Annotated in this window: 17 protein-coding genes and 1 pseudogene; 7 read left to right on the forward strand and 11 right to left on the reverse strand. The window is 62.6% G+C overall.

The features are described from left to right. Nucleotides 1–14: 14 nt before the first annotated feature. The 3 genes from BLV27_RS08275 to BLV27_RS08285 form a co-directional block, all read right to left on the reverse strand. Nucleotides 15–1,190, reverse strand: coding sequence for an acetyl-CoA C-acyltransferase family protein (locus BLV27_RS08275; protein ID WP_092644788.1), 1,176 nt, complete (start codon nt 1,188–1,190; stop codon nt 15–17). Nucleotides 1,191–1,313: 123 nt separating this feature from the next. Continuing rightward, complete coding sequence (gene serA / locus BLV27_RS08280; protein WP_092644790.1) at nt 1,314–2,906, reverse strand: phosphoglycerate dehydrogenase; 1,593 nt, start codon at nt 2,904–2,906, stop codon at nt 1,314–1,316. Between the two features lie 87 nt (nt 2,907–2,993). Further along, nucleotides 2,994–4,124 carry a phosphoserine transaminase gene (locus tag BLV27_RS08285; protein WP_092644792.1) on the reverse strand — a complete coding sequence of 377 codons (1,131 nt, stop codon included), beginning with the start codon at nt 4,122–4,124 and terminating at the stop codon, nt 2,994–2,996. Between the two features lie 151 nt (nt 4,125–4,275). Here BLV27_RS08285 and serB point away from each other — a divergent pair, with 151 nt between their 5' ends. Together serB and BLV27_RS08295 are read left to right on the forward strand one after the other, a co-directional pair. Then, complete coding sequence (gene serB / locus BLV27_RS08290; protein ID WP_092644794.1) at nt 4,276–5,154, forward strand: phosphoserine phosphatase SerB; 879 nt, start codon at nt 4,276–4,278, stop codon at nt 5,152–5,154. Continuing rightward, a complete protein-coding gene (locus BLV27_RS08295; protein ID WP_092644796.1) occupies nt 5,147–5,905 on the forward strand; it encodes a TSUP family transporter in 759 nt (252 codons plus the stop codon). Before serB ends, BLV27_RS08295 begins: the two co-directional genes overlap by 8 nt. A gap of 64 nt (nt 5,906–5,969) precedes the next feature. On the opposite strand, the gene rlmN is transcribed toward BLV27_RS08295, so the two are convergent. Both rlmN and BLV27_RS08305 read right to left on the reverse strand, forming a co-directional pair. Continuing rightward, nucleotides 5,970–7,145, reverse strand: coding sequence for a dual-specificity RNA methyltransferase RlmN (rlmN, locus tag BLV27_RS08300; RefSeq protein ID WP_092644798.1), 1,176 nt, complete (start codon nt 7,143–7,145; stop codon nt 5,970–5,972). A 111-nt stretch (nt 7,146–7,256) separates the two neighbouring features. After that, on the reverse strand, nt 7,257–7,790 hold the full coding sequence (locus tag BLV27_RS08305; RefSeq protein WP_092644800.1) for an invasion associated locus B family protein: 534 nt from the start codon (nt 7,788–7,790) through the stop codon (nt 7,257–7,259). Nucleotides 7,791–7,956: 166 nt separating this feature from the next. On the opposite strand from BLV27_RS08305, the gene BLV27_RS08310 reads away from it, so the two are divergent. Beyond that, nucleotides 7,957–8,952, forward strand: coding sequence for an asparaginase (locus tag BLV27_RS08310; RefSeq protein WP_092644802.1), 996 nt, complete (start codon nt 7,957–7,959; stop codon nt 8,950–8,952). Here the strand turns inward: BLV27_RS08310 and BLV27_RS08315 are convergent. The 4 genes from BLV27_RS08315 to hspQ form a co-directional block, all read right to left on the reverse strand. Further along, a complete protein-coding gene (locus tag BLV27_RS08315) occupies nt 8,949–9,560 on the reverse strand; it encodes a response regulator (protein ID WP_139176572.1) in 612 nt (203 codons plus the stop codon). The two genes, BLV27_RS08310 and BLV27_RS08315, sit on opposite strands and share 4 nt — an antisense overlap. Nucleotides 9,561–9,568: 8 nt before the next feature. Further along, nucleotides 9,569–10,162 carry an ATP-binding protein gene (locus tag BLV27_RS08320; protein WP_092644806.1) on the reverse strand — a complete coding sequence of 198 codons (594 nt, stop codon included), beginning with the start codon at nt 10,160–10,162 and terminating at the stop codon, nt 9,569–9,571. Nucleotides 10,163–10,168: 6 nt separating this feature from the next. Beyond that, nucleotides 10,169–11,020, reverse strand: a complete 852-nt coding sequence (locus tag BLV27_RS08325; protein ID WP_092644808.1) for a sensor histidine kinase — start codon at nt 11,018–11,020, stop codon at nt 10,169–10,171. 94 nt (nt 11,021–11,114) lie between these two features. After that, complete coding sequence (gene hspQ, locus BLV27_RS08330) at nt 11,115–11,441, reverse strand: heat shock protein HspQ (protein WP_092644810.1); 327 nt, start codon at nt 11,439–11,441, stop codon at nt 11,115–11,117. A 433-nt stretch (nt 11,442–11,874) separates the two neighbouring features. Between hspQ and BLV27_RS08335 the strand changes: the two genes are divergently transcribed. Further along, nucleotides 11,875–12,462, forward strand: coding sequence for a transglycosylase SLT domain-containing protein (locus BLV27_RS08335; RefSeq protein ID WP_092644812.1), 588 nt, complete (start codon nt 11,875–11,877; stop codon nt 12,460–12,462). Here BLV27_RS08335 and BLV27_RS08340 read toward each other — a convergent pair. Further along, complete coding sequence (locus BLV27_RS08340) at nt 12,449–12,733, reverse strand: rod-binding protein (RefSeq protein ID WP_139176573.1); 285 nt, start codon at nt 12,731–12,733, stop codon at nt 12,449–12,451. The two genes, BLV27_RS08335 and BLV27_RS08340, sit on opposite strands and share 14 nt — an antisense overlap. A 118-nt stretch (nt 12,734–12,851) precedes the next feature. On the opposite strand from BLV27_RS08340, the gene BLV27_RS08345 reads away from it, so the two are divergent. From BLV27_RS08345 to BLV27_RS08350, 3 genes and pseudogenes are all read left to right on the forward strand, one after another. After that, nucleotides 12,852–14,564 carry a flagellar hook-length control protein FliK gene (locus BLV27_RS08345; RefSeq protein WP_170831392.1) on the forward strand — a complete coding sequence of 571 codons (1,713 nt, stop codon included), beginning with the start codon at nt 12,852–12,854 and terminating at the stop codon, nt 14,562–14,564. Nucleotides 14,565–14,573: 9 nt separating this feature from the next. Continuing rightward, nucleotides 14,574–14,798, forward strand: a pseudogene (locus BLV27_RS20195) (flagellar hook capping FlgD N-terminal domain-containing protein); the annotation flags it as partial. 3 nt (nt 14,799–14,801) lie between these two features. After that, nucleotides 14,802–15,245, forward strand: coding sequence for a flagellar hook assembly protein FlgD (locus BLV27_RS08350; protein WP_244504586.1), 444 nt, complete (start codon nt 14,802–14,804; stop codon nt 15,243–15,245). Here the strand turns inward: BLV27_RS08350 and ubiB are convergent. Beyond that, complete coding sequence (gene ubiB, locus BLV27_RS08355) at nt 15,242–16,771, reverse strand: 2-polyprenylphenol 6-hydroxylase (protein ID WP_092644818.1); 1,530 nt, start codon at nt 16,769–16,771, stop codon at nt 15,242–15,244. The two genes, BLV27_RS08350 and ubiB, sit on opposite strands and share 4 nt — an antisense overlap.

Raw genomic sequence — 16,771 nt, forward strand, 5'->3', positions numbered from 1 at the left:
GGGTCGCCCCTGCCCTAAAGCCGCTCAATCGCCAAGGCGATGCCCTGTCCGCCGCCGATGCACATCGTGATCAGCGCGCGCATGCCGCCGGTCCGTTCTAGTTCGTGCAAGGCTTTCACGGTGATGATCGCGCCCGTCGCCCCGACCGGGTGACCCAGCGCGATGGCCCCGCCGTTCGGGTTTACGCGGGCTGGGTCGAGGCCCAGCTCCTGCGTGACGGCAAGCGCTTGAGACGCAAAGGCCTCGTTTGACTCGACAACGTCGAAGTCGGCAACGGTCAGACCCGTCCTTGCCAACAGGGTGCGCACGGCCGGAACCGGCCCGATGCCCATCACCTCGGGACGCACGCCTGCATGGGCATATCCGATGATGCGTGCGCGGGGTCTCAGCCCCGCCGCGTCGGCCGCATCGGCGCGCGCCAGGACGAGTGCCGCCGCCCCGTCATTGATGCCCGACGCGTTTCCGGCGGTCACGGTCCCGTCTTTCTGGAAGACCGTGCGCAGCCCGGACAACGCCTCGGAGGTGGTGACCTTGGGGTGCTCGTCGACTTCGAAAACAACCATCTCGCGCTTTTGCTTGACCATGACGGGGGTGATCTCATTCGCGAAATGCCCGGCCTTAATGGCGGCGGCGGCCCGTTCCTGCGAGGTCAGGGCGAAAGCGTCCTGATCCGCGCGGCTGATCCCATGTTCGGCGGCGACATTCTCGGCGGTGACGCCCATATGGCCGGTCCCGAAAGGGCAGTTGAGCGCGCCCAGCATCATATCTAGACCCCGCACGTCGCCCATCTTCGCGCCCCAGCGCGCGTCCGGCAGAATATAGGGCGCGCGGGACATGTTCTCAGCCCCACCGACCAGTGCGAAATCCGCGTCACCCAGCATCAGGGCCTGCGCACCCGACACGATGGCCTGCACGCCGGAACCGCAGAGCCGGTTTACGTTCATGGCCGGCGTCGTTTCCGAGACTCCCGCCTGCATCGCAGCGACGCGCGACAGGTACATGTCGCGCGGCTCGGTGTTGATCACATGCCCAAAGACCGTGTGACCAATCTGCGCTGAGTCAACGCCAGCGCGTTCGAGCGCCGCCGTTACCACGGTCGCGGCAAGATCGATCGGCGAGGTTGCCGCCAAGCTGCCACCGAAGGTACCGATGGCGGTGCGTGTGCCGGAAAGAATGACGATGTCGGACATAAGTGCCCCCCATTTGCGAGGGCTGGATAGGACCGGGGGTCAGCCCCCGGCCCCCTCCGGCACTAATACGAGATGTAGACGGAAAGGGGGAAGCCCGACGTTGCGGCGCGCATCCCCACGATATCAGACGTTGAACTGCAACGGCGAGACGTTCTGGAACTTGCCCGTCGCCTTCAGCTTGTCGAGAACCGACTGCGGCGGCTGATCGTCAAGATAGAGCAACGCGATGGCGTCATGTCCGCGATCAGACCGGCCCAAGGTGAAATTGGCGATGTTCACGCCGTTCTCTCCCATCGTCTGACCCAAGGTGCCGATGATGCCCGGCACGTCCTTGTTCGTGGTATACAGCATGTGTGCGCCAACCTCCGCGTCGATGTTCACGCCCTTGATCTGGATGAAACGCGGCTTGCCATCGGAGAAGGCCGTGCCCGCGATGGAGCGTTCGCGCCGCTCAGTCTTGACGACCAGCTTGATGTAGCCGTCGAAAGCCCCCGTCTTGTCCTGGCGCGTGGTGGAGATTTCCACGCCGCGTTCACGTGCGACCACGGGGGCCGAGACCATGTTGACGTCGGGGTTCGTGGCCTTCATCACGCCCGCAATCGCCGAACAGTTGAGCGCGTCGAGATTCATCGCGGCAACGGAGCCGTTGTAGATGATCTCGATCGCCTTGATCGGCTCGTCCGTCATCTGGCCGACAAAAGCTCCCAGATGCTCAGCAACCTTGACCCAGGGCCCCATCACCTTGGCCTCCTCGGCGGTCACCGACGGCATGTTAAGCGCATTGGTGACGGCACCCGTCAGCAGGTAATCCGACATCTGTTCGGCAATCTGAAGGGCGACATTCTCCTGAGCCTCGGTCGTGGCAGCACCCAAGTGCGGCGTCACGACGACGTTGGGTAGGTTGAACAGGGGGCTATCGGTCGCGGGCTCCACCGCGAACACGTCGAAGGCGGCACCGGCGACATGGCCGGATTTGAGCGCTTCGGCCAAGGCCGCTTCATCCACCAAACCGCCGCGGGCGCAATTGACGATACGCACCCCCGACTTGAGCTTGGTAATGTTTTCCGCAGACAGGATGTTGCGCGTCTGGTCCGTCAACGGGACGTGCAGCGTGATGAAATCGGCGCGGGCGAGCAGTTCGTCCAGCTCGACTTTTTCGATACCCATCTTGGTCGCCCGCTCCTCCGACAGGAAAGGGTCATAGGCGACGACTTTCATCTTCAAGCCGCGCGCACGGTCGCAAACGATTCCGCCGATATTGCCCGCGCCGATGACGCCAAGGGTCTTGCCCGAAAGCTCCACGCCCATGAAACGGGATTTTTCCCATTTTCCCGAGTGGGTCGAAGCATTCGCCTCGGGGATCTGGCGTGCGACGGCGAACATCATCGCGATTGCGTGTTCAGCCGTCGTGATCATGTTGCCGTAGGGCGTGTTCATTACGATCACACCCTTCTTGGATGCCGCATCCTTGTCGACATTGTCCGTGCCGATACCGGCGCGCCCCACGACCTTTAGATTTGTTGCGCCTTCAAGCAGCTTTTCGGTGACCTTGGTGGCCGAGCGGATCGCCAAACCGTCGAATTCGCCGATGCGGGCCAGCAGGGCATCCTTGTCCTTGCCCAGCGTGGGTTCGAAAGTGACGTCGATGCCGCGGTCACGGAAGATCTGGACGGCGGCGTCAGACAGGCTGTCGGAGATGAGAACTTTGGGAGCCATTGAAATGGTCCTTTCACGTGGGGCGGAGGATATCCGCTGAATTGTCAGGGTCGGGTGCCCGGTCTCAGGCATCAGGAAGGGAAAAGGTCAGGCGGATTTCTCGGCCTCATAAGCCCATTCGATCCAGGGCATCAGGGCAGCCACGTCCGAAGGCTCGACGGTGGAGCCGCACCAGATGCGCAGACCCGCGGGCGCGTCACGATAGCTGGCGATGTCGAACGCCACGCCCTCGGCATCCAGCCGCTTGGCGACCCGCTTGGCGAAATCGTCCGGCAACCCCGCTTCGGTGAACTTCAGGCAGACCGAGGTGGTCGAACGCGTCGGCTCCTCCTCGGCCAGGTTCGCGATCCAATCGCGGGTGGCGCAGAAATCCCAGACATGCCGCGCGCTTGCATCGGCACGGGCGACCAAGCCGGCAAGGCCCAGACCCTCTGCCCAGTCGAGCGCGACGAGGTAGTCCTCCACCGCCATCATCGACGGGGTGTTGATCGTCTCGCCCTTGAAGATGCCTTCAATCAGCTTGCCGCCCTTGGTCAGCCGGAAGATCTTGGGCAGGGGCCATGCCGGGGTATAGGTTTCCAGCCGCTCTACCGCGCGGGGCGAGAGGATGATAACGCCATGCGCACCCTCGCCACCAAGGACTTTCTGCCACGAGAACGTCGTCACATCGAGCTTGTCCCAAGGCAGGTCCATCGCGAAGGCGGCGCTGGTCGCGTCGCACAGCGTCAGGCCGGTACGCTCATCGAAAATCCAATCGGCATTCGGAACACGCACGCCCGAGGTCGTCCCGTTCCAAGTGAAGCAAATGTCGCGATCGGATGCGATGGTCAGGTCGGGCAGCGTGCCATATTCGGCGGTGCGCACATCGGCATCGAGCTTCAGCTGCTTGACCACATCGGTGACCCAACCCGCGCCAAAACTCTCCCAGGCGAGCATGGTCACCGGGCGGGCCCCCAGCATCGTCCACATCGCCAATTCATAGGCACCGGTGTCGGAGGCGGGCACGATACCGATACGGTAATCGTCGGGCACGCCTAGAACGGCGCGCGTGCGATCGATTGCCGCTTTCAGCTTGGCCTTGCCCGGTGCCGCGCGATGCGAGCGACCCAGCGGCGCGTCGGCCAGTTTGTCGAGGGAGAAGCCCGGATGCTTGGCGCAGGGGCCGGACGAAAAACGCGGATTTTCCGGCCGCGCGGCCGGTGTAGTCGAGTCAGTCATGACTATCCTTGCAGATAAATGCCCTTCGTTGGGGAAGGGTGTCCCGCCGTCGCAGCTATTCCTCTCGCGGGGGTCGCGCAAGACGGATTATCGGGCTAATGCGCGGGAAAAGGCTGCGCACCGTCAGCCCAAGTTCACGATCGGAAACGCAATGTTCACAGTCGTCCTGTCCAGCGCCGCCGCGACACCTCTGGTTGATCTACCGCTGGTCGAGGCCTTGCGCAACGGTTGGGGCGGCGGCGAAGCGCGCTGGCTGCACCGCAACGTCGCCGCCGAGTTCGACATGGATCGCCTGCCGGACACGTTGGACCGGACCCGCGCGGAAATGGATGCGATGGGCGTGGACCTGAATGTTGTGCCGCAGTCGGGTCGGCGCAAGCGCCTGCTGCTGGCCGACATGGACAGCACCATGATCCAGCAGGAATGCATTGACGAATTGGCCGCCGAAGCGGGCGTCGGTGAACGGGTCGCGGACATTACGGCGCGCGCGATGAACGGGGAAATCGACTTCGAGGGGGCGCTACGCGAGCGGGTCGGATTGCTGGCCGGTCTGGATGCCGATGTGATCGAGCAGGTCCTGGCCGAGCGGATAACCTTGATGCCCGGCGGGCCGGTCCTGCTTACGACGATGAAGCGTCACGGAGCCAAGGCCGCGCTGGTGTCGGGCGGTTTCACGGCCTTCACCGCCGCCATCGCCGGGCGGTTGGGCTTCCACTGGAACCGGGCGAACACCCTGCTGGTGGCGGATGGCAAGCTGACGGGCGAGCCGGGAATTCCGATCCTGGGCAAGCAGGCAAAGGTCGACGCGCTGGTGGATTTCGCCGCCGTGATGGGCATTTCCGACTCCGACGTGATCGCGGTGGGCGACGGGGCCAATGACTTGGGCATGTTGACGCGTGCGGGCATGGGCGTGGCCCTGCACGCGAAGCCTGCCGTACAGGCCGAGGCGGGGCTGCGAGTGAACCACGGGGATCTGACCGCGCTGCTCTACCTGCAAGGGTATCATCGCGACGACTTCGCCAATGCCTGAAATCGCAGGGGACCTGTTCGCCTTGCTGATGATCGCGGCGCTGCTCGCCGGGTTCATCGACAGCATCGCGGGCGGCGGCGGATTGATCACCGTGCCATCGCTCGTCCTGGCTGGGGCGGACCCGGTTACCGCTCTGGCCACCAACAAGGTTCAGGGCATCTTTGCCCCCATCTCCGCCGCGGCGGCCTACGCACGGCAAGGCCTTGTGGATCTGCGGACGCAGTGGCCCATGGCGATGGCGTCGTTCTTGGCGTCGATCGGCGGGGCGCTCTGCGTCACGCTTCTGCCGGTGGATACGCTGCGGCTGGGCCTTCCTGTCTTGCTAATCGGGATCGCGCTGTTCTTCGCATTCAAGCCGGGGCTGGACGACCTCGACCGGGCGCGGCGGATGGCTCCGTTGCTTTTCGGGGCGACGCTGGTGCCCTTCGTAGGCTTCTACGATGGCTTGCTGGGACCGGGCGCGGGCAGCTTCTATATGCTGGGCTTCATACTGCTGGCCGGTCAGGGTGTGCTCAAGGCGACAGCGCATTCAAAATTGTTAAACGCGGCATCCAACCTGGGTGGGCTGCTGACCTTCGCAGTCATCGCCGAGCCATGGTGGATCGTGGGGCTGGCGATGGGTGCGTCGCAGGTTGTCGGTGCGCAACTGGGCGCGCGGCTGGCGGTGGGCCGGGGCGCGCGACTGATCAAGCCGTTTCTGGTGGTCGTATCAACCGGGATGGCCTTGCGGTTGATCTGGGACTTGATCTGAACGTCACGGCGCGGTGATCCGGCGCAATCATGGGACGCGCTTGTCATGTCGCGCAGGCAAACCGCTAAAGGCCTGCCTCGGCGGCGATCTGCGCACGCGATTTGCGGGACCGCTCCGTCGCGGACTTGAGCTGACCGCAGGCGGCCATGATATCCTCTCCGCGTGGCGTACGGATCGGTGAGGCATATCCTGCCTCCATCAGGATCGTTGCGAAGGCCCGAATACGATTGTTCGACGAGCGCGTATACGGCGCGCCGGGCCATTCGTTGAACGGGATCAGGTTCACCTTGGCCGGGACACCCTGCAACAGGGCCACAAGACGGTGCGCATCTTCGTCGCTGTCGTTTACGCCGTGCAGCATCACGTATTCGAACGTGATCCGTTCAGAGTTCGAGACCTTAGGGTACTCGCGCAGCGCGTCCATCAGGGTCGCTATATTCCAGCGCTTGTTGATCGGGACCAGAACGTCGCGCACGGCGTCGGTGGTCGCATGGAACGACACGGCAAGCAGGCAGCCGATCTCTTGCGCGGTGCGCGCGATTTCGGGAACGACACCCGAGGTGGAAAGAGTGATCCGGCGGCGACCAAGGGCAATCCCCTCGCCGTCCATGGCGATCTTCATCGCATCCCGGACGTTCTCGAAATTGTAGAGCGGCTCACCCATGCCCATCAGCACGATGTTCGACAGAAGGCGCCCCGTCGGGTCGTTGGCCGCCCCTTTTTCGGGCCACTCGCCCAGATCGTCGCGGGCCAGCATGACCTGACCGATTATTTCTCCGGCGGTCAGGTTGCGGACCAGTTTCTGCGTACCGGTGTGACAGAAAGAACAGGTCAACGTGCAGCCGACCTGGCTGGATACACACAGCGTGCCGCGGCCGTCTTCGGGGATATAGACGACCTCGACCTCATGACCGCCAGCGATGCGGACGAGATATTTGCGGGTCCCATCTTCGGAAACCTGTCGTGTCACCACCTCCGGCAGTTCGATCACGAAGTGCTCCGCCAGGGTCACGCGGAAGTCCTTGGCCAGGTTGGTCATCAACGCAAAGTCGCGAACGCCCCAGTGATACAGCCATTGCCACAGCTGATTGGTCCGCATCTTGGCCTGTTTCTCGGGCGTGCCGATAGCGATCAGGGCCTCGCGCAGCGCATCTCGGGTCAACCCGATCAGGTTGATTTTCCCGCCTTCAGGCAGCTTGCGCGGGATCGTATGAACGTCCTGCGTAACGGGCGCTTTCATGGCAGCTCTCCTGAGCGGGGAAACGGGCGAGGCCGATGTCCAAAAGGTTCGGGCGTCCCCATATAGGGACGCCCGAACAAAATCACAAACGGGGGCAGATGCCCCGCCGGGTCAACCGCCACAGCGGCTTTCGGCATCGGTCACGGCCGCAGTAAAGCCAAGAAGGCTGAACGTATCCTCGGTGCGAGTGCCGCGAGAGGAGCGACCGGTAACCAACGCCTGCGCGCCACGCTTCATCGACGCGATGATCCGGGCGTCATCAGTGGGCGACGCGGCCCAAGCAAGTTCGCCGCCGGTGAACATCTCGAAGGTGTCGGACCCGATCTGAATCGTAACGGTGGAACCGTCGGCGTAGGGATAGCCGCCGGTCGCCGACACCTCCCCCTTCTTGTCGTCGCCGGGCCAGTAGCTGACGAACAGGCGGATATCACCTCGCACCGCTTCGACTTCGGTGCCGCCGCGGATGTTGCGAATGGATTTGGGTGCGCTGACGATCCAGCACTGGGTCGGATTGTCCTCGACGAAGACGGACCAATCCGTCTCGGTATTAACCCGGTTGGAGCTGTCCTGCGCGCTGGCCGGAAGAGCCAACAGTCCGATCACGAAGACCGACGTCAGAACGGACGCAATCGTCTTGAATTTCATCAATGTCTCTGCCTCTTGTCGACGGCCCGGCTGCACGGTTTAACCCGAACTATAGATCCCCGGACGCGCGGTTCCAAATACTGCTTACCGATGATAGCGCAGCGATGGCCCGCTGGAAAACCCCGGGCGGCAATTTTTCGCGCATGGCAAGAACAGGAGGCCCCGCATGACGCAGGTGAACGAAGGCGCAGTCGACCTGGTTCAGGTGATCCGAGGCGATATGGTGGAATCTGTACACCGGGGCCATGCCGTCATTTGCGACGAATCCGGCGAAGTGATCGAGGCATGGGGAAACCCGTCGGCGATGATCTACCCCCGATCCTCGTGCAAGATGGTGCAGGCCCTGCCGCTGCTGGAATCGGGCGCGGGGGCGCATTTGACGACCGCGCAACTCGCGCTCTGCTGTGCGTCGCACGAAGGCCAAACGGAGCATACGTCCGCTGTCGACGCCTGGCTGCGCGACATCGAAATGTCGGACGCGGACCTGCGCTGCGGATCGCACATGCCTTATTCCGAAGACGCCAAGGCCGACTTGATCCGGGCCGGCAAGAAACCCTGTCAGTTGCACAACAACTGCTCGGGCAAGCACGCGGGTTTCCTGACCTTGTCGAAACATCTGGGAGCGGGGCCGGAATACGTCGAGCCGGACCACCCGGTCCAACTGGCCGTACGTCGCGCCTTCGAGGAAGTGACCGGCATGGAAAGTCCCAGATACGGCATCGACGGCTGTTCCGCGCCGAACTTCGCGACGCGTCTGGACGGGCTGGGCCACGCGATGGGCCTGTTCGCCGCTGCGCGGGAAGGTCAGGGCGCGCGGCAGGATGCGATGGTCAAGCTGACGCGCGCGATGGGCGAGGAGTCGTTCTTCGTCGCGGGTGACGGGCGGGCCTGCACCGACCTGATGCGCGCGATGGGCGGAAAGGTCGCAGTCAAGACTGGGGCCGAAGGGGTGTTCGTCGCCATCCTGCCAGAACTGAACCGCGGCATTGCCCTGAAGATCGTCGATGGCGGAACCCGCGCGGCTGAGGCGACGATCGCAGCATTGCTGGTCCACCTGGGCGCACTGGACGCTGCCGCACCCGTGGCGCAACGGTTGACGTACGGACCGATCAGCAATTGTCGAAAGAAGGTGACAGGCCACTACCGGGTAACGCTGGCCTAGGCGCGAGCCAGGGCCTTGGTCAGAGCCTGGGTCAACACCTCCATACGCAGAGGCTTGGTCAGGACGGCAGCGAAGCCCGCCGCCTCAAGCCGGCTGGCCATGTCTTCGCCGACATGCGCAGTCAACGCCAGCTTTGGCGCGCGCGTAAGGCCCTGCTCGGCCTCGATGCCCCGGATCTGTCGCGCGGCCTCAAAACCATCGACGTACGGCATCGAAATGTCGAGAATCACCGCGTCGTGGGGATGGTCGGCAAAGGCCGCCACCGCCTCGGCACCGTCGGATACGAGAGTGACCTGGTAAGGCTGATCCCGCAGCATGCGACCTAGCAGAAGGCGGTTTGTCGCATTGTCGTCGGCCACAAGAAGGCGGGGGATGGAGGTCAATGCTATCGCGGCAGGTTCTTTGAGTTGCAGCGCCGTGACAAGGTCGACCCCCGCCACCGAAACCGGCAGAATGACGGCTGCACGGGCGCGCAAATCGGGATTTGCCTGCTCCCGACGGCCCAGAAGGACGACATGCGCTGCCGGACCGATCCGGCTGAGCAAGGGCACTTGATCCTCGGGGGATAACGTCAGCGGAATCAGGATAATGGGGCTGTCCGGTGTCACGTTCCGACTCACTGCGCACCCCCGCCTTGGGTCAGCCGATCGGCAACGATATTGCCCTGCGGGCCCGGAGCATCCGCAACGGCAACGTTCGCAGGCAGCGGGGGCAAGGCGGCAGGCGCGCCGTCGGCCCGCGATGGTAACCTCAGAGCGAAGCTTGAACCGTCAGAGTCGCTTTTCTCCAGCTTCAGACTGCCGCCCATCCGTTCCGCCAGGCCACGGGAAATGGTTAGGCCAAGTCCCGTACCCTCTTGTGCCGGACTGTCGGGGGCCCCCACTTGGCCGAAGGCTTGGAATATCTGCTCGGCCTTGTCCAAGGGAACGCCACGGCCCGTGTCTTCAATTGTCAGATGCAGGCAGGTGCCCTTCGCACCACCCACGGTGATTGCCGCATGGGCGATGACATGACCCTCCTCAGTGAATTTCAGGGCATTTCCCAAAAGATTCGTCACGATCTGCCGGATACGCCCTTCATCCGACGTGAACCTGGTCTGCGCGCCCAACGGATAGCAAAGCCCTACCTGAAAATTTGAATGCCCCGCCGCCGCAGCCAGCCGGATACAGTCGATCAGCAACCCTTCCAGATCCAGCGGGGCCAAGCGCAAATCGACCTAGTTGGCCTCAAGCTTGGACACGTCGAGCGTGTCGTTCACGATCAGCAGCAGCGCCTCGGCCGAGTCGCGGATCGTGCGGGCGTAGAGAGTCATCTCATCGTCCTCGGCCTGCTGGGTCAGAATTTGCGAGATGCCGATGATGCCGTTCATCAGCGTCTGGATTTCGTGGCTCATCCGCGCAAGGAATTCGGTTTTGGCGCGGGCCATCTGCTCGGCCTCGTCCCGCGCTGTGGTCAGCGCCTCTTCCTTATCGCGCTGTTCAGTTATGTCGAGTACCAGCGAAACAATATCGCCATCGGGCACCCGGCGATCCTGAAAGCGCAGAACGCGGCCATCGTAATGTTTCAAGTTGAAGGAGGGGACAGTCTCCTCGTCCCAGCGGGCGACCTGTTGCCTGGCCCATTCCTCAGGGCTGAGATCACCGATGTTGAAGGCCCCCTCCTCGGCGGCCAGACCAAATATCTCGGTCGCATGACATCCGGGAGCCAGCTCTGACGCCGCATCGAAGAGATCCAGATAAACCTTGTTCGCCGCGATCAGACGCCCCAGCCCATCGAAGAGCGCAAAGCCATCGCGCATCGCCTCCAACGCATGCCAAAGCCTCCGTCGCGCGCGATCCGCCAGATCGGCGGCGTCCTTACGTTGCTGCAGCACGGACTGCTGCCGCTCCGTCAGCTTGAGGTTGTACTCCCGCTGCGAAAGGTAGCGCCGACTAAGCCGGTCGGCATTGGCGACGAGTGCGGCATGCGCTTGCGCAAGTTCTCGCCGAGTGTGCTCTAGTGTGCGTTCCGCAGCCAGCCTGCGACGCCTTTCATTCAGATAGAGTGTGTCGGAGATTGATCCATCCATACTCACCAACGCTCCGCCACATGCCCAAGCGGGCAGTGGCGGCAGTCTGTAGGGAACGAGTGAAGATCGCGTTAAAATACGCGCGCTCGCGCGATCAGTTCAGATCGAAATGCAGCGGATACTGGCGGCCATCGAAGGCCCCGAACAGGTCGCCAATATCCGGATGGCTCACAGGCTCCCCGGACCGATCAAGAACAAGGTTTTGCTCCGAAACGTAAGCCACGTAATAGCTTTCATCATTCTCGGCGAGCAAATGGTAGAAGGGCTGGTCGCGATTTGGTCGACTGTCTTTCGGAATGGCATCATACCACTCCTCCGAGTTCGAGAAGACCGCATCAACATCAAAAATAACACCTCGGAACGGGTGCTTCTTGTGGCGAACCACTTCGCCCAATGCGTATTTGCTCTGAGTCTTCAGCATAAATTGCCTTTCCTGCACCTCATTTCTAACGCCTTGGCGCCCAACTTGTAAATCAGGCCAATCGCGAATCGGTGGAAACAGAGTGTGACTCTAAGCACGACAGTCCTTCGCGTCGGACCATGATTATTTGGCCGCTGCCGGTCTCAATGGGTCAGGTTGGGGTCCAAAAACAACTCGGCTTGCGCGGCACGATTGACCGTGACGCTGGCGGACTTCGGCTAATCTGCTCGATTCTCGGATGCAGGGCATGGATGCAGGCGGGCCGAGCATCGTGGCGGAGTACGCACACCGCTGACCTGCATCGCGATCCACGGGCGAAAGAAACCCCGCTGCCCACCTCAGACCTGACGTTCTTCGTCTGATGTTATTGGCAGGATGGGGTCAACTCTGCTATGGGTCAAAAAAATCGGTAAAAACAAACCGGGCAGTGAAAATGAAAAAACTCTTGCAGATTGGCTGTCTGCTACTTCTGGCCGCGTGCGGCGGGGGGAGCGGCGGTGGGTCGGGCCGTGCGCCCAGTGATCTCGATAATGCGTGCTCGATCCTGTCCCAGCGACCGGGCTACCTGCGTGCGTTCCGTACGGCGGAACGCAAATGGGGCGTTCCCGTTCATGTCCAGATGGCGACGATCTATCAGGAATCGAAGTTCATCTCGGATGCCCGAACGCCTTTGCGGTACTCGCTGGGTGTAATCCCCACGGGTCGTCAAAGCAGCGCCTTCGGCTACTCCCAAGCTCTCGACGCGACCTGGAAGGAATATCAGCAGCGGGAAGGCGGTCGCCGCACCCGGCGCGACAATATCCGCGACGCCACCGATTTCATGGGGTGGTACATGGCCGAGACGAACCGTTCCCTGGGCATTTCCTTGTCAGACGCGCGCAACCAGTACTTGGCCTATCACGACGGGCGGACAGGGTTCCGGCGCGGGACTTATCGCTCCAAGCCATGGCTCGTGAGGATTTCTGGCGAGATCGAAACGCGTGCCGAGATGTATCGCCAACAATTGTTCAGCTGCCGCTGAACCCGGCACGCGACAACATCGAGCGGTAAATTGCTTCGGCCAGACCCGTCTGGCCGCTTGCAGCCACACTGTCGGCTTGGGCCTGTCGCAGAAAACTGTCGAACTGTGATTCGGTACCGCCCGTCGGGGACGGTGCCCCGGTGCCGGATACGCGCAACATTTCCGCAAACAAGAATGCCTCCAGCGCCTGAGCCTGAGTGCGAAGCGTATCGGTCGGATCACCCTTCAAAGGCGGCGGTGTGCGGCCAAGAGTTGACGTGATGGCTTCCATGAGACCTCCGGATGATCGCAAGTTGATGCCGCACTTCAACCACAGGCTGGTAAAGGATTTCGTAAGACTGGCGCGATAGATGATCGGACAACAGACGATTCCCGTCTCCGGAGTTGCAATGCCGACGCCTCTCATGCCCGCCATCGGCCCCTCGGTCGGATCGTCAGCGCCCGAAAGATCGCCCTTCGGTCTGGGTGGGCTTGCAACAGACGTCGGGGACGCCCGGTCTCGGCAGGTCGCGCCCGCTCGCCTGCCGGACGACGAGGTCCTTACCGGCGAAAACCCTTCGGTCGATCCGGAGCTCCTGCAGGCGTGGCTTGCCGAGATGCTGGATAGAGGGTCGGAGTCGGTCACAAGGCCAACCTTCGCCGGCGACTTCCATTTGGAGTCGCGTTCTACCCGACACGGGCAGACGGCCACGGAAAGGGCCATGACCGAGACGATTCAGCCGGGCGAAACCGTCGAACGCACGGAAACCGCGTTGCCGCGTTGGCTGCTTCACGCATTGCAGAAGGCAGATATAACCAGTGGTTCCGACCGCGCCATCGCGCAGATGGTGCCTCAGGGCCAAACGACCGCACCCAGCAATAGCGCCGTGATGCGCAAGGTGAACGCGGCAGACATCGAGATCCGCGAAGGCGTTGATCAGCATTCTCCAAGGTCGCAGACGGGTGCACGCGCGACCGACGGGTTCGAAGCATTGACGCGTACTGCGAGCGGACCCACGCTTGCGGGGCCAACGCCGGGGCTCACCGATATGCAACAGGGCGCAGGCGCGGATCGTCCGACATCAGTGTCAGGCGACGACAGGGGCGATGAAATCCGGGCAGAGGTTGCGGTCCGAAAATTGATCGAAGGGCAATCTGCTGCCGCGACACCTATTGGATCTGCCAAACCCGGTGCTGGACAAGTTGGTGAAGAGCATCCCGCTCACCACGCGTCCAGTTCCGCCGACCGATCGATGACCGTGCCAATTGCCGCACTGGCAACCGCCGGGTTCACATCATCAGGCCGCGCTGACCCTGCCACGCGGACACTCTCGAGCGCTTTCCCCCCGAGCCTCGGAGCCGCATCGACCCTCCGCAATGGGACAGGCCCCATAGCCCAAGGTCTGGATGACGGGGGGCAGGCAGAAGGAGTCTCGAACCGCCGAGTGAGTTCCGCCCGAACGAAGAGCACGGAAATGCCCGCGGGATCGGCACGCGCGCCTGACGCATCTTCGCAAGTCACCTTGCGGTCATTGCCGGAGCCGCCGCAGGCACCCGGCGTATCGGAAGCCGGCACGATCAACTTGGCCCGCGGTCCCTCGGACCGTCTCGCCGGACTGGCCCAATCGGGGTCGATCCTGCCGCAGGAACTCGTGGACAGACCGGTCCCACTTTCCCGCCTGCAGGTTTCCCTGACAGAACGGATCGCGACGATGAGTGGGGCACCAGACGACACATCTCCGGTGCGCATGAACAGTCCGTCTGGATCACGCACTGCCGAGGTCGAGCTCGCCCCCGCGGAATTAGGCAAACTACGGCTTGTTCTTCAGACCAGCGAGCGTGGGCTGCATCTTGTCGTGACGGTCGAACGGCCGGAAATGATCGACACGGTGCGCCGCCAGCTTGACGGCCTGCACCGGGCGCTCATGTCCGAGGGCATAACCCTCGACAGCGTCGATATCGGTCCGGGTGATCGACGGCAGGCCGGTTCAGGCTGGACCGAGCGTACGGAAAACGAGCACCCGATGGCGCAGGAACGGGCCGACAACACGCCGGAGCAACCGCAAAAGCAGACAACCAATCAAACCCGCATGCCTGATGGCCGGCTGGACCTGAGCCTTTAGGAGTATTCGATGGATTTAGCCGCCACGCACCGCACTGCCGCACCAGCAACTACAACAAATGCAGATACCGCAAACGACGCATCGGCTTCGCCGACGTCGGACTTCGAAACCTTTCTGCGCCTTCTAACCGCGCAGATCCGGAATCAAGACCCTTTGGAACCGACGGATTCAACGGCATACACCGCTCAACTCGCGACGTTCTCCAACGTGGAGCAGGCAGTAAAGACGAACGATTTGTTGACCTCAATGATTGCGCGGCTGGACACACAACAGATCAGCGGTGCGTCGAACTGGATCGGCATGGAGGTGCGTCATTCGGGAGTCGTCGCCCATGATGGCGGATCGACCGAATTTCATACCCTCATCCACCCCACAGCGGATCGCGCGGAGCTGGTTGTCTACGACCTGACCGGCGCGGAAGTGGCACGCCATCCCATCAATCCCGACGCGGAAACCATTCGATGGCCCGCAGCCGGCCAGGGCGATACGGTCGCAAACGGCGGATACCTGCTGGAAGTCGAGAGTTGGTCCGGAACGCAGTCACTTACACCGACCACCGTCGACCATTACGCAAGTGTCACGGAGGTCGTCCTTGGCGCAGGCGGCGCGGAACTGATCCTCGACGGGTTGGTCCGGCTGCCTGCCGACGCGCTTCAGTCGGTCCGGCGGCCCATCGCCTAGAGCAGCGAAATCGCAGCCCAGACAGCGCCCACGATGGCCCCGCCGCCCACCATCCACAGAACGGGTTGGAGCGCTGGCCCTCGCGGCGTTTCGTGCCGCGACCGATCGACACCTCGCAATGCGTCTTCAACCGCTTGCGGAAGTTGAGGTCCAAACCGCGCCATAACACGGGCCGTCTTGGCAAGATCGCGAGCAAGGGCGCGGGGACCAAGGTTTTCACGGATATAGCGTTCGACCTCGGGGCCGGCTGCCTGCCAGATGTTCATGTGCGGATTGAGCGTTCGCGCGACCCCTTCGACAACGACCATTGTGCGCTGCAACAGGATCAGCTCTGTCCGGGTCTCCATGCCAAACCGCTCCGTCACCTCGAACAGATAAGCCAGCAACCTCCCCATCGAGATGCGCGACGCGTCCATGCCGAAAATCGGCTCCCCCACGGCGCGCAGTGCTTGCGCGAACTGATCGATATCCCGGTCGGCAGGGACATAGCCGGCCTCAAAATGCACCTCCGCCACGCGGCGGTAGTCCTTGCGGATGAAACCCATCAGTATCTCGGCATAGACGCGCCGGGTATATTCATCGAGCCGTCCCATGATCCCGAAATCCAGGGCCACGATATCACCTGACGGCGCGACCTTCAGGTTTCCCTGGTGCATGTCGGCGTGAAAATAGCCGTCACGCAAGGCATGACGCAGGAACATCTGCATGACTCGGTTGGCCAATTCGGTCCGGTCGTGCCCGGCCGCGTCGATGCCATCAATGTCGGCCATCTGGATTCCCTCGGCCCATTCCAACGTCATGACGTTCCGTGCCGACAACGCCCAATCGATTTGTGGAACCGAAAAACCGTCGTCGCGAGTCGTATTGGCACGAAATTCACCGGCGGCTGCGGCCTCGGTGCGCAGGTCCAGCTCCTGCTGAACGGTGGCGTCGAAATGAGCGATAACATCCATCGGGCGCAATCGACGGGCGGAAGGCGAGAGGAGCTCGATCAGGCGTGCAGCAAGATAGAAGGCATCAATGTCGCGAGCGAAAGCGCGCGCGATGCCTGGGCGCAAAACCTTAACCGCGACCTTGCGCGCGTCGCCGACGAGGCGCGCCTGATGCACTTGAGCGATCGAAGCGGCGGCAACAGGCTCCGAAAACTCGGAGAAGAGCTGATCAATCGGCATTTCCAGGTCTCGCTCGACCATTTTGCGCGCCTCGGCCGTCGGAAATGGCGGCAGCTTGTCCTGCAGGATACGCAACTGCAGCGCGAGATCAGAGCCAACGAAATCGGGGCGCGTCGACAGAATCTGACCCAGCTTGATGTAGCTCGGCCCCAGTGCCGTAAGTGCGCGCGTGACGGGCGGCAACTTCGGGTCGCCGGAATAGCCAAGCCATTTGAACGGCCATCCCAACACCCGAGCAGCCACGCGCAGGGAGGCCGGGGCATCCACCTGTTCCAGGACGACGGCCATTGCCCCGGTCTTTTCGAACGTGGCACCGGTACGGATCAATCGCCAGATGTTGTGGGGGCCTCGCAC

It is taken from the genome of Jannaschia faecimaris, assembly GCF_900107415.1.
GTDB classification, from domain to species: Bacteria; Pseudomonadota; Alphaproteobacteria; order Rhodobacterales; family Rhodobacteraceae; genus Jannaschia; species Jannaschia faecimaris.

Coding starts and splice junctions, on each gene's coding strand:
- BLV27_RS08335 (WP_092644812.1), top strand. CDS start 11,875: ATGAAAAAACTCTTGCAGATTGGCTGTCTGCTACTTCTGGCCGCGTGC.
- serB (WP_092644794.1), top strand. CDS start 4,276: ATGTTCACAGTCGTCCTGTCCAGCGCCGCCGCGACACCTCTGGTTGAT.
- BLV27_RS08305 (WP_092644800.1), bottom strand. CDS start 7,790: ATGAAATTCAAGACGATTGCGTCCGTTCTGACGTCGGTCTTCGTGATC.
- rlmN (WP_092644798.1), bottom strand. CDS start 7,145: ATGAAAGCGCCCGTTACGCAGGACGTTCATACGATCCCGCGCAAGCTG.
- BLV27_RS08345 (WP_170831392.1), top strand. CDS start 12,852: ATGCCGACGCCTCTCATGCCCGCCATCGGCCCCTCGGTCGGATCGTCA.
- BLV27_RS08340 (WP_139176573.1), bottom strand. CDS start 12,733: ATGGAAGCCATCACGTCAACTCTTGGCCGCACACCGCCGCCTTTGAAG.
- BLV27_RS08310 (WP_092644802.1), top strand. CDS start 7,957: ATGACGCAGGTGAACGAAGGCGCAGTCGACCTGGTTCAGGTGATCCGA.
- BLV27_RS08295 (WP_092644796.1), top strand. CDS start 5,147: ATGCCTGAAATCGCAGGGGACCTGTTCGCCTTGCTGATGATCGCGGCG.
- hspQ (WP_092644810.1), bottom strand. CDS start 11,441: ATGCTGAAGACTCAGAGCAAATACGCATTGGGCGAAGTGGTTCGCCAC.
- BLV27_RS08325 (WP_092644808.1), bottom strand. CDS start 11,020: ATGGATGGATCAATCTCCGACACACTCTATCTGAATGAAAGGCGTCGC.
- BLV27_RS08285 (WP_092644792.1), bottom strand. CDS start 4,124: ATGACTGACTCGACTACACCGGCCGCGCGGCCGGAAAATCCGCGTTTT.
- serA (WP_092644790.1), bottom strand. CDS start 2,906: ATGGCTCCCAAAGTTCTCATCTCCGACAGCCTGTCTGACGCCGCCGTC.
- BLV27_RS08275 (WP_092644788.1), bottom strand. CDS start 1,190: ATGTCCGACATCGTCATTCTTTCCGGCACACGCACCGCCATCGGTACC.